This window comes from Sphingomonas sp. Leaf34, assembly GCF_001421805.1.
In the GTDB taxonomy this organism is placed as follows: Bacteria; Pseudomonadota; Alphaproteobacteria; order Sphingomonadales; family Sphingomonadaceae; genus Sphingomonas.
In genome coordinates, this window is record NZ_LMLC01000001.1 from 596,574 (window position 1) to 611,764 (window position 15,191).

13 protein-coding genes and 1 tRNA gene are annotated in these 15,191 nt (G+C 67.1%); 9 read left to right on the forward strand and 5 right to left on the reverse strand.

The genetic code is table 11. The features are described from left to right. Position 1 precedes the first annotated feature (1 nt). Together pyk and ASF00_RS02740 are read left to right on the forward strand one after the other, a co-directional pair. Positions 2-1,465, forward strand: a complete 1,464-nt coding sequence (gene pyk / locus ASF00_RS02735) for a pyruvate kinase (protein WP_055873775.1) — start codon at positions 2-4, stop codon at positions 1,463-1,465. Between the two features lie 185 nt (positions 1,466-1,650). After that, a complete protein-coding gene (locus ASF00_RS02740; RefSeq protein ID WP_055873778.1) occupies positions 1,651-3,933 on the forward strand; it encodes an NADP-dependent malic enzyme in 2,283 nt (760 codons plus the stop codon). Positions 3,934-4,078: 145 nt separating this feature from the next. Here the strand turns inward: ASF00_RS02740 and ASF00_RS02745 are convergent. Next, a tRNA-Pro gene (locus ASF00_RS02745) sits at positions 4,079-4,155 on the reverse strand. A gap of 243 nt (positions 4,156-4,398) precedes the next feature. Here ASF00_RS02745 and yajC point away from each other — a divergent pair. From yajC to ASF00_RS02765, 4 genes are read left to right on the forward strand one after another with little or no spacing between them, the layout of a single operon-like run. Next, the gene (yajC, locus tag ASF00_RS02750; protein ID WP_055875282.1) at positions 4,399-4,740 is read left to right on the forward strand and encodes a preprotein translocase subunit YajC; all 342 of its coding nucleotides are present in this window, start codon (positions 4,399-4,401) and stop codon (positions 4,738-4,740) included. Beyond that, positions 4,740-6,344: a protein translocase subunit SecD gene (secD, locus tag ASF00_RS02755; protein WP_055873781.1), complete on the forward strand. Its 1,605-nt coding sequence runs from the start codon at positions 4,740-4,742 to the stop codon at positions 6,342-6,344. Before yajC ends, secD begins: the two co-directional genes overlap by 1 nt. 14 nt (positions 6,345-6,358) lie before the next feature. Then, the gene (gene secF / locus ASF00_RS02760) at positions 6,359-7,333 is read left to right on the forward strand and encodes a protein translocase subunit SecF (protein ID WP_055873785.1); all 975 of its coding nucleotides are present in this window, start codon (positions 6,359-6,361) and stop codon (positions 7,331-7,333) included. Beyond that, on the forward strand, positions 7,334-7,708 hold the full coding sequence (locus ASF00_RS02765; RefSeq protein ID WP_055873788.1) for an MTH938/NDUFAF3 family protein: 375 nt from the start codon (positions 7,334-7,336) through the stop codon (positions 7,706-7,708). It abuts the gene before it with no gap. 55 nt (positions 7,709-7,763) lie between these two features. On the opposite strand, the gene ASF00_RS02770 is transcribed toward ASF00_RS02765, so the two are convergent. Together ASF00_RS02770 and ASF00_RS02775 are read right to left on the reverse strand one after the other, a co-directional pair. Next, positions 7,764-8,936, reverse strand: coding sequence for a glycosyltransferase (locus ASF00_RS02770; protein WP_055873790.1), 1,173 nt, complete (start codon positions 8,934-8,936; stop codon positions 7,764-7,766). A 332-nt stretch (positions 8,937-9,268) separates the two neighbouring features. Next, positions 9,269-10,093 (reverse strand): class I mannose-6-phosphate isomerase, encoded by an 825-nt coding sequence (locus ASF00_RS02775; protein ID WP_055873795.1) that lies wholly within the window; start codon positions 10,091-10,093, stop codon positions 9,269-9,271. A 135-nt stretch (positions 10,094-10,228) separates the two neighbouring features. On the opposite strand from ASF00_RS02775, the gene ASF00_RS02780 reads away from it, so the two are divergent. Continuing rightward, a complete protein-coding gene (locus ASF00_RS02780; protein WP_082463228.1) occupies positions 10,229-11,191 on the forward strand; it encodes an outer membrane protein assembly factor BamD in 963 nt (320 codons plus the stop codon). A 65-nt stretch (positions 11,192-11,256) separates the two neighbouring features. Continuing rightward, on the forward strand, positions 11,257-12,921 hold the full coding sequence (gene recN, locus ASF00_RS02785) for a DNA repair protein RecN (RefSeq protein WP_055873798.1): 1,665 nt from the start codon (positions 11,257-11,259) through the stop codon (positions 12,919-12,921). Positions 12,922-13,076: 155 nt separating this feature from the next. On the opposite strand, the gene ASF00_RS02790 is transcribed toward recN, so the two are convergent. Together ASF00_RS02790 and ASF00_RS02795 are read right to left on the reverse strand one after the other, a co-directional pair. Next, positions 13,077-13,409, reverse strand: coding sequence for a hypothetical protein (locus ASF00_RS02790; protein WP_156348139.1), 333 nt, complete (start codon positions 13,407-13,409; stop codon positions 13,077-13,079). 147 nt (positions 13,410-13,556) lie between these two features. Next, positions 13,557-14,336 carry a class II aldolase/adducin family protein gene (locus ASF00_RS02795; protein WP_055875286.1) on the reverse strand — a complete coding sequence of 260 codons (780 nt, stop codon included), beginning with the start codon at positions 14,334-14,336 and terminating at the stop codon, positions 13,557-13,559. 98 nt (positions 14,337-14,434) lie between these two features. On the opposite strand from ASF00_RS02795, the gene ASF00_RS02800 reads away from it, so the two are divergent. Further along, positions 14,435-15,103, forward strand: coding sequence for a Crp/Fnr family transcriptional regulator (locus tag ASF00_RS02800; protein WP_055873803.1), 669 nt, complete (start codon positions 14,435-14,437; stop codon positions 15,101-15,103). The last annotated feature ends 88 nt before the right edge of the window (positions 15,104-15,191 follow it).

Genomic DNA, 15,191 nt, shown 5'->3' on the forward strand with positions numbered 1-15,191 from the left:
CATGACCATCGCTATCGCCCCCCGCTTGCGGAAGGTCCGCATCCTCGCGACGCTAGGCCCTGCCAGCAGCACGCCCGAGATGATCGCCACGCTGTTCCGCACCGGCGCCGACGCGTTCCGCATCAACATGAGCCATGGCGACCAGCAGTCGAAGATCGCGGTCATCCAGGCGATTCGCGCGCTGGAAAAGGAATATGGCCGCCCGTCGACGATCCTCGCCGATCTGCAGGGGCCCAAGCTGCGCGTCGGCAAGTTCGACGGCGGCCGCACGGTGCTCGAAACCGGGTCGACCTTCGTGCTCGACCGCGACACGACGCCGGGCGATGCGACCCGCGTCGAACTGCCGCATGACGAGATTTTCGCCGCGATCGAACCGGGCGCGCGCCTGCTGCTCGACGATGGCAAGCTGGTGCTGCGCGTCGTCTCGCACAGCCCGCGCGAGATCACGACGCGCGTCGAGGTCGGCGGCGCGCTGTCGAACAACAAGGGGCTGAACGTCCCCGACGTCGTGCTGCCGATGGCCGCGCTGACCGAGAAGGATCGCAGCGATCTCGACTTCGCGGTCGACCAGGGCGTCGACTGGATCGCGCTGTCGTTCGTCCAGCGCCCCGAGGATCTGTGGGAAGCGCGGAAACTGATCGGCGGCAAGGCAGCCCTGCTCGCCAAGATCGAGAAGCCCGCCGCGATCGAGCGGCTCGAGGAGATCGTCGAGGCCTGCGACGGCGTGATGGTCGCGCGCGGCGATCTCGGCGTCGAGATGCCGCCGCAGGCGGTACCGCCGCTGCAAAAGCGCATCGTCGAGGTGTCGCGCCGGATGGGCCGCCCGGTCGTGGTCGCGACGCAGATGCTCGAATCGATGATCACCTCGCCGTCGCCAACGCGCGCGGAAGTGTCCGACGTCGCGACCGCGGTCTACGACGGCGCCGACGCGATCATGCTGTCGGCCGAGAGCGCGGCGGGCGCGTGGCCGGTCGAATCGGTGGCGATGATGGATGCGATCGGCGTGTCGGTCGAGGCCGATCCGGAACATGGCGACCGCATGCACTTCACCGTGATGAAGCCCGATCCGACGACCGCCGACGCGCTGGCCGAAGCGGCGAAGAACATCGCCGCGACGGTGTCGGCGGTGGCGATCATCTGCTTCACCACGTCGGGCTCTACCGCGCGCCGGATCGCGCGCGAGCGTCCGTCGGTGCCGCTGCTTGTGCTGACGCCAAACCAGGATACCGCGCGGCGGCTCGGGCTGCTGTGGGGCACGCATGCGGTCCATACGCGCGACGTCGAATCGTTCGAGGACATGGTTGCCAAGTCGAAGCGGATGGCGCTGCGCCACGGCATGGCGAAGGCGGGTGACCGGGTGATCGTGCTGGCAGGCGTACCGTTCCGGACGCCCGGGTCGACCAACGTGCTGCACGTCGTCCGCATCGTCGGCGACGAGCTGAAGGGCCATCACTCGCAAGTCTGACGTCGGGCGCGCGCGCGATGTACGCGGCGACGCTACGTAATACGCGGATCACGCCGGCATCTTAGCGGGTTGGCGGATCGGTGCGCGTGCGGCTATGCGCTGCCTCGAACATTCGACGCCGCGAGCCCGTGCCCGTGCGCTCTCGATCACCCGGTCGCCGCCGCGGCCGACAGGTTAGGAAGACCATGGAAGACGATTTCCGCAAAGCCGCGCTCGATTATCACCGTTATCCGAAACCCGGCAAGCTCTCGGTCGAGGCGACCAAGCGGATGGCGACGCAGCGCGATCTTGCGCTTGCCTATTCGCCGGGCGTCGCCGCCGCATGCGAGGAAATCGCCGCCGATCCGGACAAGGCGCGCGACTATACCGCGCGGGGCAACCTCGTCGCGGTCATCACCAACGGCACCGCGGTGCTGGGGCTCGGTGCGATCGGCGCGCTTGCGTCGAAGCCGGTGATGGAGGGCAAGGCGGTGCTCTTCAAGAAATTCGCTGGGATCGATTGTTTCGACATCGAGATCGACCAGCTCGACCCGCAGGCGTTCATCGACGCGGTCCGCGTGCTCGAGCCGACGTTCGGCGGGATCAACCTTGAGGACATCAAGGCGCCAGAATGCTTCGAGATCGAGGCGAAGCTGCGCGAGGTCATGAACATCCCGGTGTTCCATGACGACCAGCACGGCACCGCGATCGTGTGTGCCGCCGCAGTCCGCAACGTGCTCGAACTGCGCGGCAAGCAGCTCGACCAGATGAAGCTGGTGACGTCGGGCGCAGGCGCGGCCGCGCTCGCAACGGTGGATTTGCTGGTGTCGATGGGGCTCAACCCCGAGAACGTCACGCTGACCGACATCAAGGGCGTCGTCCATGCCGATCGCGGCGACGTGATGCCGCCGAACATGGCGCGCTATGCCCGCACCACCAACGCGCGGACCTTGCCGGACGTGCTGGAGGGAGCGGACATCTTCCTCGGGCTGTCAGCGCCGCGCGTGCTGAAACAGGAATGGCTGCATCTGCTGGCGCCCGATCCGCTGATCCTCGCGCTGGCGAACCCGGAACCGGAAATCCAGCCAGCGCTGGTCGCCGCGACCCGCCCCGATGCGATCATCGCGACGGGCCGTTCGGATTTCCCGAACCAGGTCAACAACGTGCTGTGCTTCCCGTTCATCTTCCGCGGCGCGCTCGACGTCGGCGCGACCGAGATCAACGAGGCAATGAAGGTGGCCGCGGTCGACGCGATCGCCGCGCTCGCACGTGCGACCGCGTCGGACGTGGTGGTCAGCGCCTATGGCGGCGCGACGCCGGTGTTCGGGCCGACCTACATCATTCCCAAGCCGTTCGATCCGCGGCTGATCCTGCACGTCGCGCCAGCGGTGGCGAAGGCGGCGATGGACTCGGGCGTCGCGACCCGGCCGATCGAGGATTTCGATGCGTATCTGCGCGACCTCGAGGTGTTCGTGTACCGCTCCGGCCAGCTGATGCGGCCGATCTTCGCGCGCGCCAAGCAGGCGGGGCGCTCGATCGCCTATGGCGAGGGCGAGGACGACCGGACACTGCGCGCCGTGCAGACGGTGATCGACGAAGGCCTTGGCCGGCCAGTGCTGATCGGGCGCCGCGACGTGATCGGCCAGCGGATCGAGGCGAGCGGGCTGCGGATGACGATCGGCAGCGATGTCGAGGTGCTCGATCCGGCGACCGACCGCGAGGTGTTCGAGCCCCTGCTCGCGAGCTACGGTGCGCTCGTCGGCCGCCGCGGTACGCCACCCGACAGCGCGGAGCGTGCGCTCAGGACCCGGCCGAGCGTCGCCGCGGCGATGCTGCTGCGCGAGGGTCGCGTCGATGCAGCCTTGTGTGGTGGCATCGGCGACTGGTGGACGCAGATGACCTACGTCATGCCGCTGATCCCGCGGATGCCGGGCGTGTCGCGCCTCTATGCGATGTCCGCGGTGATCCTGCGCACCGGCAGCCTGTTCTTCTGCGATACGCACGTGACGGTCGATCCGACCGCCGAGCAGATCGCCGAGATGACGATGCTCGCGGCGGACGCGGTACGCGCGTTCGCGATCGAGCCCAAGGCGGCGCTGCTGTCGCATTCGAGCTTCGGTGCGTCGCGGTCGCCGTCGGCGCAGAAGATGCGCGCGGGGCATGCGTTGCTCAAGGAGATGGCGCCGGGGTTCGAGTTCGACGGCGAGATGCACGGCGATGCCGCGCTGTCCGAGGCGCTGCGGCGGCGGCTGGTGAACGACAGTCCGTTGACGGGGTCTGCAAACCTGCTGGTGATGCCGAACATCGATGCGGCGAACATCGCAGTGTCGCTGTTGTCGGCGTCGACCGAATCCGCGCCGCTCGGGCCGATGCTGCTCGGGCTTGCCAAGCCGCTGCAGATGCTGGTGCCGAGCGTGACCGCGCGCGGGATCGTCAACCTGAGCGCGATCGCGGTGGGCCATGCAGCGACGGTGAGCGAGACGGCGTAAGCTCTCGCCCACCAAACCAAAGCGAGTTCCCCCGCGCAGGCGGGGGTCCAGGGTTACAGGCGGCAGCGTTCGTTACCCTGGGCTCCCGCGTTCGCGGGAGAACGAGGTGGGCGGAACGTTCCGCACTCGCATCGCTAAGAGAAAATGGTCGGAGCGACAGGATTCGAACCTGCGACCCCCACACCCCCAGTGTGGTGCGCTACCAGGCTGCGCTACGCTCCGACCGAACGGGCCGCAAGGCGACCCGAGGGGGGCGCACTACGCGGGGTCCGCGCAGGATGCAAGCGCGAACACACCCGTACCGCAAGATGCGCTCGGTCGCATGACGCCCACGTCTCATCCTGTGGCGATCTGTTGCGCGCGGTTCCAAGCGATGATAGCGGGCGGACCAATGCGGGCGCGACGCGCGACGTCCGGCCCGACCCAACCTTGCGCCTTCTACGGCCCAGCCAGATACGGACCTTCATGTTCATCTCACCAGCTTATGCCCAGGCCGCAGACGGCGCCACGACGGCGGGGGGCGGCATCGCCTCGTTCCTGAGCCTCGCGCCGCTCTTCCTCGTGTTCGTCGTGTTCTATTTCCTGATGATCCGCCCGCAGCAAAAGCGGATGAAGGCGCTGCAGGCGTCGGTCGCGGCGGTGAAGAAGAACGACAGCGTCGTCACGTCGGGCGGCATCCTCGGCAAGGTGACCAAGGTCGAGGATAATGTCGTCGAGGTCGAGATCGCGCCGAATGTCCGCGTGCGCGTTGTCAAGGCGACGCTGACCGACATCACCAGCCCAAACACGAAACCGGCCAACGACTGATGCTGGATTTTCCGCGCTGGAAGGTCGGGTCGATCATCGGGTTGCTCGCGGCGCTGTGCCTGCTGGCGATCCCGAGTTTCCTCCCCGAGAGCACAACGAGCAAATGGGGCAGCATTCCCCATCCGCACATAAATCTTGGGCTCGATCTCGCCGGCGGCAGCTATCTGCTGCTCGAGGCGGATACCGCCGACCTCGCCGCGACGCGGATCGAGGCGATGAGCGACAGCGTGGCGGGGACCATGCGCAACGGCACGCCGCGGATCGAGATCGGTGAAATTTCGACGCGTGGGGGCCAGCTGACCTTCCTGCTGCGCGATCCAAGCCAGGTCGATGCGGCGCGCGAGCGCCTGCTGGCGATCACCGGTGGTGGCGCAGGCATGAGCGGCCAGCGCGAGTGGGACATCAACGTCGTCGACACGAGCCGGTTCGTGCTCAGGCCGACCCAGGCCGGCCTGACGCAGGCGATCGACACGGCGATGAAGGACGCGACCGAAGTCGTCCGTCGTCGTATCGACGCGCTCGGCACCAAGGAGCCGACGATCATCCGCCAGGGCGCGACGCGGATCGTGGTGCAGGTACCGGGCCTGAAAAACCCGCAGGCGTTGAAGGAGCTGATCGGCAAGACCGCCAAGCTCGAGTTCAAGCTGGTCGATGAGACCGCGAACCCGGCCGACCTCGCCAAGGGCATTGCTCCGATCGGTAGCCAGGTGCTGCCGTATCCAGGCAATCCGCAGGGCATTCCGTTCATCGCGGTGAAGCGCTCGGTTATCATCTCGGGCGATCAGCTCGCCGATGCGCGCCAGGAGTTCGAGCCGCAGACCAACGCGCCGCAGGTCGCGATCACGTTCGACGCGGTCGGCGGTCGTCGCTTCGCGAAGGTCACAACCGAGAACACCAACAAGCCGTTCGCGATCATCCTCGACAATTCGGTGATCTCCGCGCCGAACATCAACGAGCCGATCCTTGGCGGTCGCGCGTCGATCTCAGGCAACTTCACCGTCGAGTCGGCGAACGCGCTGGCGATCTCGCTGCGGTCGGGCAAGCTGCCGGTCAATCTGAAGACGATCGCCGAAAGCACCGTCAGCCCCGATCTCGGCAAGGATTCGATCCGCGCCGGCGTGCTGGCATCGATCGTCGCCGCGCTGCTCGTGATCGTGTTCATGTTCGTCACCTACGGACGGTTCGGCCTGTATGCGAACCTCGCGGTGGTCATCAACATCCTGGTCATCGTTGCCGTCATGGCGATGCTCAACGCGACGCTGACCTTGCCCGGTATCGCCGGCTTCGTGCTGACGATCGGGACCGCGGTGGACGCCAACGTGCTGATCAACGAGCGCATTCGCGAAGAGCGGCGACGCGGACGTAGCGTCGTCCAATCGGTCGAGCTCGGCTACAAGGAAGCGTCGCGGACGATCTTCGAGGCGAACGTGACCCACGCCATCACCGGCGTGATCATGCTCCTGCTGGGCTCGGGCCCCGTGAAGGGCTTCGCGGTCGTGCTGCTGATCGGGATCTGCACGTCGGTGTTCACCGCCGTCACGTTCACCCGGATGATGGTCGCCTTGTGGCTGCGGAAGAACCGCCCCACCACGATCAATATTTGAGGCGGGAGATTACCATGCGCCTGCTGAAACTCGTTCCCGACAACACGAACCTGAAGTTCGTTTCGCTCCGCAAATGGGCATTCGGGCTGACTTTGATCCTCTCGCTTCTCGCGGTCGGCCTTGTCGCATTCCGCGGCTTGAACATGGGCGTCGATTTCGTCGGCGGCGTGCTGATCGAACAGAACTTCGCGACGCCGCCCTCTATCGAAGCAGTCCGAACCGAGGTCGACCGGCTCGGCGTCGGCGAGGCCTCGATCCAGTCGTTCAGCGATCCCAGGACGCTGTCGATCCGACTGCCATTGCCGGAGAGCGGTGACGAAGGCGCAACCAACCGACTGGTGAAGAAGGTTTCGGACGACATCGTTGCGAAATTCCCAGGCTCGACGTTCTCGAAATACGACACCATCTCGGGCAAGGTCTCCGATGAACTGATCACCAAGGGCTTGCTCGCGGTCGGCCTTTCGATCCTGGGCATTGCGCTTTTCGCAGTGGTGCGGTTCGAATGGCAGTTCGGTGTCTCGACGATCGTTGCGATCGTCCACGATCTGTTGATGACGCTCGGCTTTTTTGCGTTGATGCGGGATTATTTCGAGGTCGACCTCAACATCGTCGCGGCGGTGCTGACGATCATCTCCTATTCGATCAACGACAAGATCGTGATCGACGACCGGATCCGCGAGAATATGCGCCGGTACCGCAAGATGGACATGCGCGAGATCATCGACCTGTCGGTCAACGAGACGCTGCCGCGTACGGTTATGACGTCGGTGACGATCCTGCTCGCGCTGGTCGCGATGCTGGTGCTCGGCGGGCATGTGCTACGTGGGTTCACCGCGGCGATGATCCTGGGTATCGTCGTGGGGACGTATTCGTCGATCTACGTGTCGTCGTCGCTGCTGATCACGCTGGGGCTGCGTGCCGATCCTGCACCGCGCAAGGGCGGCGTGCAGGACGGGGCCGAGCGGGTGGGCCCGAAGGTCGAACGTTAAGTGAGGATGGACCGCGAGAAGACCGATGGGCCGATGATCTCGGCGATCGGTCGGGCCGGGTTCAAGGTCGACGATGGTTATTATACCGCATTGTCGATCAGCCCCGAGCGTGCGGATGGCTGGGAGCCGCCCGCGTTCGAGACGCTGGGCGAGGCGGACGTCGCCGCGCTGCTCGCGCTCGAGCCGCCGCCCGAATTCCTGCTGCTCGGCACCGGCGCCGCGCTGCGCCAACCCCCGCTCGCGTTCAAGCGCGCGGTCGAGGCGCGCGGGTTCGGGATCGAGGCGATGGATAGTCGAGCCGCCGCTCGCGCATGGGCGGTCTTGCGCGGCGAAGGTCGCTGGATCGTCGCGGCGCTTTATCCGCTCGCGCGGTAACCAGACCGGGAAGCTGCCCCGCAGTGCGAGGTGCCACCCAAAGTGGTGAAGGATGTCACCGGCGACCCGCGACCAGCGCTGCGAGATGGTCATAGAGCGCAGCGGTGTTCGCCTCCCACGTAAACCGCGCGGCGGTGGCCCGCGTCGCGGCCTGAGTCGGTGGATCGGCCAGCAGCGCGACGATCGCCGCGGCAAAGGCCAATCCGTCGCGGATCGTGACGCGGCCGGCGTCGAGCGACGTCACCACGTCGCGCGCGCCGCCCGCGTCGGTGATGACGATCGGAGTCCCGCACGCGAGTGACTCGACCCAGGCATTGGCGAGACCTTCGGACCGCGACGCCAACGCGCCGACATCGGCGGTGGCGATCAGCCTTGGCAGGTCCGCGTGCGGGACCGCGCCGAGCAGGCGGACACGATCGCCTATCGCCAGCCGCGCGATCCGTGCCTCGAGCCTTGCCCGCTCGGGGCCCTCCCCCGCGACCAGCAGGGTCACGCCCGGAAGCGCTGCGACCGCGTCGATGACGATATCATGCGCTTTGCGTGGTATCAGGGCGCCGACCGAAACGACGAGCGGCCCCGTCACGCCGAGTGAAGCCTTTGCCGCGGCACGATCCACGGGGTGAAACCGCGCCTGATCGACACCCGTGTGGTGGATCCGGATGCGGTCGGCGGACAGCCCGAGCGCAACCATGTCGGCTTTCATAGCGCCGCTGACCGCGAGCAGCCCGGCCGCGTGACGACCTGCGGCTCGCACTTGCGCTGCTGTGGCGGGCGCCGTGCCCCAATGATGGATATCGGCGCCGCGGGCCTTGATCGAGACAGGCACATCATAGCGTTTGCCGAGTGCGACCGCGGCAGGGCCGTCAGGAAAGAAGAACGAGGCATCGATCACGTCGAATGCGAACTCGTCGCGGATCGCGTCGAGGAGCGGGATCAGCGCGCGTTCGAGCTCGGCGGCATGGCGACGCCCCTGCAGGAACGGATGGACGGTGAAACGCGGGCGATGGACGTCGATGCCGTTCCAGCATTCACGCGTCGCGACAGAGGCGAGACCGGCATAGCGGCCCAGTTTCGCGAGCGGCGCGGGGGGAAGGCCGATCGGCGCCACCGCCTGGAGGACGACGTCGGGATGAGCCGCTAGGCCCGACGTCTGGCGCTCGACGAAGATGCCGAAATTGGGGCGGGTGGCATCGGGGAACAGCGTCGAAAGGGTCAGGATGCGAAGCATGTCGCCGTGGGTGTAGGGGCATGCTGGTTAATGCGGGGTGAGTGAGCCGTTGCGATCCCGGTCTAGACTCCCGCCGCAATTTCATCCTTCGAGCAGATTTTTTTGCACCGGCGGATTGTTGACTACGAAGGTGATTGGGGCGGTGTTTGTTAGTGATGAAGCGCCGCCGCCTGCTTGAAATACCGCCCATCCGGCGTCGCCTTCGCCGGGGCGTAGCTGTGATTCGGGATAGCGGTCGTGTCAGCGACGCTTGCCCGGCTTCCAATGTTCCCCGCGACCGCAGAGCAGCGCACCCGCCTTCGCGGAGAAATCAAGATGACCGGGTTTTCCGGTCAGAGCCGCTTTGCCAACGGATACGCGAACAGCACGTCCGCATCCGCACTGGTCGAAACCGTCTCGCTTCCGGTCATCGTCGCGCATTCACCCGCCTTGAACGCGACGCCCGCGACGTGACCCGTGCCGGTGATCGGGATCACCCAACCGGTCGTGCCTTCGGGAAGATTGACGACGTGATCGCCGCCCTTCCAGCGTTCGAGCACGAACTTTGGCCCTTCGACCATGATCGTCCGGCCCGTCTCGACTTCGACCGGTGGCGCGACGGGGACGTAAGGCGTTGGATCGGCGACCTCGATGCCGTCCTTCAGATGCAGCTCGCGGTCGCTACCGTAATCGTACAGGCGGTAGGTCGTCTCCGAATTCTGCTGAACCTCGATCACGGTCAGCCCGCCGCCGATCGCGTGGATCGTGTCCGACGCGCAATACATGAAGTCGCCCGGCTGGACCGGCTTCCAGTCAAGCTTGCCCTCGATCGTACCGTCGATCGCCGAGGCGCGCAGCTCGTCCTTCGACATCGGCGCCTTCGTGCCGACCGCGATCGTCGAGGTCGGCTCGGCCGCGAGGATCGTCCAGCACTCGTCCTTGCCGCGCGGCAGGCCGCGCGCCTGCGCCTGCTCGTCATTGGGGTGGACCTGCACCGACAGCTTCTCGCTGGTGAACAGATATTTGATCAGTAGGTCGGGCGTGGTGTTGCCGGGCTCCTGGAACCAGACTTCGCCGATCGGCGGCGAGCTTGCGGCGGGATCCTCGAAACCGGGCCAGAGCGTGTCGCGACCCCAGGGCTTTTCGACGCGGTGGGTGTGCAACAATGTGGCCGGCATGACATGATCCTCGATAGCAATGGCGTGACGCCAACGCGCGACTATTGCCGTGCGATCCGGTTGGCGGGAAGGGGCAAGAGCGACCCGGCGAAAAGGATTGTTCGCGGCTATCCGCTTACGCTAAGGATCACGCCGATGCGTATCACCCAGTCTCGTGCCCTCGCGGTCACGCTCATCGCCGCGCTTGCGCTCCCCATAGCCGGTTGTGCGGGTGGCCGCGCCGCCAAGGGCGACCTCCCCTATGTCGCGCGCGACGTGGGCACGTTGTACTCGACCGCCAAGCAGCGGCTCGACCAGGCGCGCTACAAGGAGGCAGCCCAGCTGTTCGACGAGGTCGAGCGCCAGCATCCCTATTCGATCTGGGCGCGCCGCGCACAGATCATGTCGGCCTTCAGCTATTACCTCGCCAAGGATTACACCGCGTCGATCAGTTCGGCGCAGCGCTTCCTGGCGGTCCATCCAGGCAACCGCGACGCGCCCTATGCCTATTACCTGATCGCGCTCGGCTATTACGAGCAGATCACCGACGTGACGCGCGACCAGAAGATCACGCGTCAGGCGCTCGATTCGCTCGGCGAACTGATGCGGCGCTATCCGAACACGCGCTATGCGTCGGATGCGCGGCTGAAGATCGATCTGGTCAACGACCATCTCGCAGGCAAGGAGATGGAGATCGGCCGCTTCTACGAGACGCGCGGCCAGTGGCTCGCGGCGAACGGCCGATTCCGGACGGTGATCGACAAGTTCCAGCAGACCACGCACACGCCCGAAGCGCTGATGCGGTTGACCGAGACGTACCTGCAACTCGGCGTGCCGATCGAGGCCGAGAAGGCCGCGGCGGTGCTCGGGCGCAATTATCCCGGCAGCGATTGGTACGACCATGCCTACACGCTGATGCAGGAGCATCCGGTCAAGCCGATTGCGCCGCTCGCACCGGGTGAAGCCGTCGTCCCAACCGGAACTGCGGGTACGCCGGGTACCGGCGTGCTGGAGCTTCCCAAGGCGAACGGGAACACCGGCGGAACCGGTGCGGGCAGCGTTTCGAGCCCTGCACCGGTCGGCCCGGGCAGCGCGACGCGGACCGGCCCCGGCAACTGACGCCGGGTCGCGCATGAGAACATTAGGGGATCACCTTCGCGCGCAAATCGTCTAAGACGCGCGCGATGCTGACCGAACTCTCTATTCGCGACGTGGTGCTGATCGAGGCACTGGACCTGGGCTTCGGCGAGGGGCTCGGCGTCCTCACCGGCGAGACCGGCGCGGGCAAGTCGATTTTGCTCGATGCGCTGGGGCTTGCGCTCGGCGGGCGCGGCGATAGCGGGCTGGTGCGGCATGGCGCCGCGCAGGCGGTCGTCACCGCAACGTTCGACGCCCCTGCCCCCGAATCGCCGCTCGCGCTGCTGTTCGACGAGAACGGGCTTGAGATCGAGCGCGGCGAGCCGCTGATCGTGCGGCGGATCGTCAAGGCGGACGGCGGCAGTCGCGGGTTCGTCAACGACCAGCCCGCATCGGCGGGGCTGCTGCGCGAGATGGCGCCGCATCTGGTCGAGATCCACGGCCAGCATGACGAGCGCGGGTTGCTCAACGCGCGCGGACATCGTGCGCTGCTCGACATTTTCGGGCGGACCGAGCCGGGGGCGACGGGCAAGGCCTATGCGGGGTTTCGTGCGGCCGAGGCCGAGCTGGCGGCGGCGCGTGCGGACATTGAGACGGCGGCGCGCGATCGCGAGTGGCTGGAGCATACCGTTGCCGAGCTGACGACGCTCGCGCCGGTCGCGGGCGAGGAAGAGACGCTGGCGGACACGCGGCGATCGATGCAGCGCGCGGAGAAGATCGCCGACGATCTGGCGGCGATCGACGATTTTCTCGAGGGCAAGGACGGCGGGCTGGCAAAGCTGCGCCAGGCGGCGCGCGTGCTCGAGCGGATCGCGGAGGATCATGTCGCGCTGGGCGAGGCGCTGGCGGCGGTCGACCGCGCGGTGATCGAGGCGTCGGTGGCCGAAGAGCAGTTGCGCGATGCGCGGGCCGAGCTCGCTTATGATCCACGCGCGCTGGAGGATGACGAGGCGCGGCTGTTCGAGCTGCGCGCGATGGCGCGCAAGCACCGCGTGCAGCCGGACGATCTGGCGGCGCTGGCGGACGAGATGCGCGCGCGGCTCGAGCGGCTCGATGCGGGCGAAGGCGGGATTGCCGTGCTGGAAGCGCGCGTGGCATCGACTCGCAAAGCGTATGATACGGCCGCGGATGCGCTGACGAAGCGGCGGTTGGCGGCTGCCAAGCGGCTCGATGTCGCGGTGGCGGGCGAACTGGCGCCACTGAAGCTGGATGCGGCGCGGTTCCAGACGGTAGTCGCGCCGCTTGGCGAAGAGGGCTGGTCTTCGGCGGGCAAGGACCGCGTCGAGTTCGAGATCTCGACCAATCCGGGCGCGCCGTTCGCGGCGCTCACCAAGATCGCCTCGGGCGGCGAATTGTCGCGCTTCATCCTCGCGTTGAAGGTCGCGCTGGCGGAAGAGGGCGGCGCGTCGACGATGGTGTTCGACGAAATCGATCGCGGCGTCGGCGGCGCGGTGGCGAGTGCTATCGGCGAGCGACTCGCGCGGCTGGCGCAGAGCACGCAGCTGCTGGTGGTCACGCACAGCCCGCAGGTCGCGGCGCGTGGCGCGAAGCATCTGCTGATCGCGAAGAGCAACGACGGGACGGTGACGCGGACGGGCGTGCGTGCGCTGTCCGAGGACGAGCGGCGCGAGGAGATCGCGCGGATGCTGTCGGGCGCGATGATCACCGACGAGGCGCGTGCGCAGGCGGAGCGGTTGTTGGAGCGGGCCTGAGGGTGTGGGGGGATGGCTAAACCGGCCGCTTTTCCTCCTCCCTTGCCGTTCCCCCGCGGAGGCGGGGGTCCAGGGTTACGCAGGGTGGTGTACGTGGCCCTGGGCTCCCGCTTTCGCGGGAGAACAGTAGGGGCGCGGGATCAGGGCGTCTCGTGTCACGGGTGGCCGAGATGGATCTTGAGAAGGGGGACGACGATGGAGTCGCCGACGACTTTGCGCAGGCCGTGCAGCGCGCGGGTGCCGACGCCGCCGTCTTCGCGGATCGCAGCGTGGAGGGGGGCTTGCTCGGTGTGGATCATGTCGTCGAGGCCGGCCGCGCTGGCGTCCGAGCGGGGCCATAGCGATTGCTGGACCCGGTCGTCGGCGGAGGACTCATCGTTCCAGTCATAGCCGATCGCGGGGGCGGGCTTGGCCGGGATGTGCGTCGGCTGGGCGGTGGCGGGGGTGGTGAGGCTCAGGGCGATCACGAACACCGACGATTTCTTCATCGCAACCTCGCATTCCACCACCCCGGCGGAGCCCGGGGGCCAGTTGGGATACGGTAATTGGCCAATGCCACGCGCCGTTACAACGACCTTTCCAACTGGGCCCCGGCCTTCGCCGGGGTGGTGGCCTCTATTCCAGTCGCGCCCGCCCTAGTCGCGGAAGCTTGGGTCGATCCGGTCGAGTTTGCGGAGCAGTGCCGGCCAGGCGAGGCCATCGGCCAGCATCCGCATGCCGGGGCCGCTCGACTGGCCCTCGACCTTCTCCGCCACGCCCTGGTTCGGCGTGTTGAGATTCTCGCGGCCCGCGCTCAGCATCAGCACCTGCGCCTCGCACGCGCGTTCGAGGAAATACATGCGCAGGAACGCCTGCGGAATCGAGTCGCCCACCGTCAGCGTGCCGTGGTTGCGCAGGATCATGCTGTGCTTGGTGCCGAGATCCTCGACGAGTCGCTCGCGCTCCTCGAGCTCGGTCGCGATGCCCTCGAAGTCGTGATACGCCACGTCGTGCCCGGCGATCATCGCGGTCTGCGTGTGCGGGAGCAGCCCCTCCGCCATCGCCGACACCGCCTGGCCGTGCGGCGTGTGCAGATGCAGCACCGCGACCGCATCGTCGCGCGCAGCGTGGATCGCGGAGTGGATCACGAAGCCCGCGCGGTTGACCGGCGCGGGCGTGTCCATGACCTTGTCGCCGTTGACGTCGATCTTGACGAGCGACGACGCGGTGATCTCCTCGAACATGTGCGTGTACGGGTTGATCAGGAAATGATGCTCGGGGCCGGGCACGCGCGCCGAGAGATGCGTGAAGATCAGGTCGTCCCAGCCATAATGCGCGACCAAACGGTATGCGGCGGCGAGATCGACTCGGAGCGCCCATTCCTCGGGCGACACCAGGTCGCGTACGGTCGGCTCGGTCCTGAGTGCGGTCGCCATCATCGATCTCCTGTTATTATGCCCCGGAAATAGCATGCCCCCCGGCGTGACAATGTCGCCGGATTGACAATCTCGTCGATCGGCCGACACGATGCGTCATGGCACCGATCGATACCGGGCTGCTCGAGGCCGATGCGTGGTTCGGCGCGGTGCCCGCCGCGCGGCGCGCGCTGTTGCTGGCGCAGGCGAGCATCCGGTCGGTCGCGGCGGGGACGCGGCTGTACGGCGTCGGCGATCCGCCCGACGGGCTGTGGGCGGTGCTCGACGGACAGGTCCGGCTGATCGGCTATCCCGCGGTCGGCGCCGAGTTGGTGGTGCTGATGATGGGGCCGGGAACGTGGTTCGGCGAGCTGTCGACGCTCGACGCGGGGCCCAGGCCGCATGATGCGATCGCGTTCGGTGCGGCGCGCGTGCTGCATATCGGGATCGAGGCGTTCCGGCGGCTGGCAGGCGCCACGCCCGAATTGTGGTGGGACATCGCGCTGCTGGCGTGCGCGCACCAGCGTGCGTCGCTGGCGTTCATGATGAACACGCTGGCGCAGCCGATCCCGGTGCGGCTCGCGCGGACGCTGGGGGGCTTGGTGCGCGCGGCGGGCGGGGACAGCGTCGCGCTTCGCCAGGAGGATATCGCCGCGATGATCGGGGTGTCGCGGCAGACGCTCAACAAGGCGCTGAAGGCGATGGAGCGCGAAGGGGTGATCGCGCTGGACTATGCGCGGATCCGGGTGGTGGATGCGGAGGGGTTGCGGCGGTTGGGTAAGGGGTGAGTTCGTTATGCCCCCCCCCGGCGAAGGCCGGGGCCCAATTGGGGGACGGTGATAACGATGCGCATCGCTCCGTTACTGCGACCTTTCC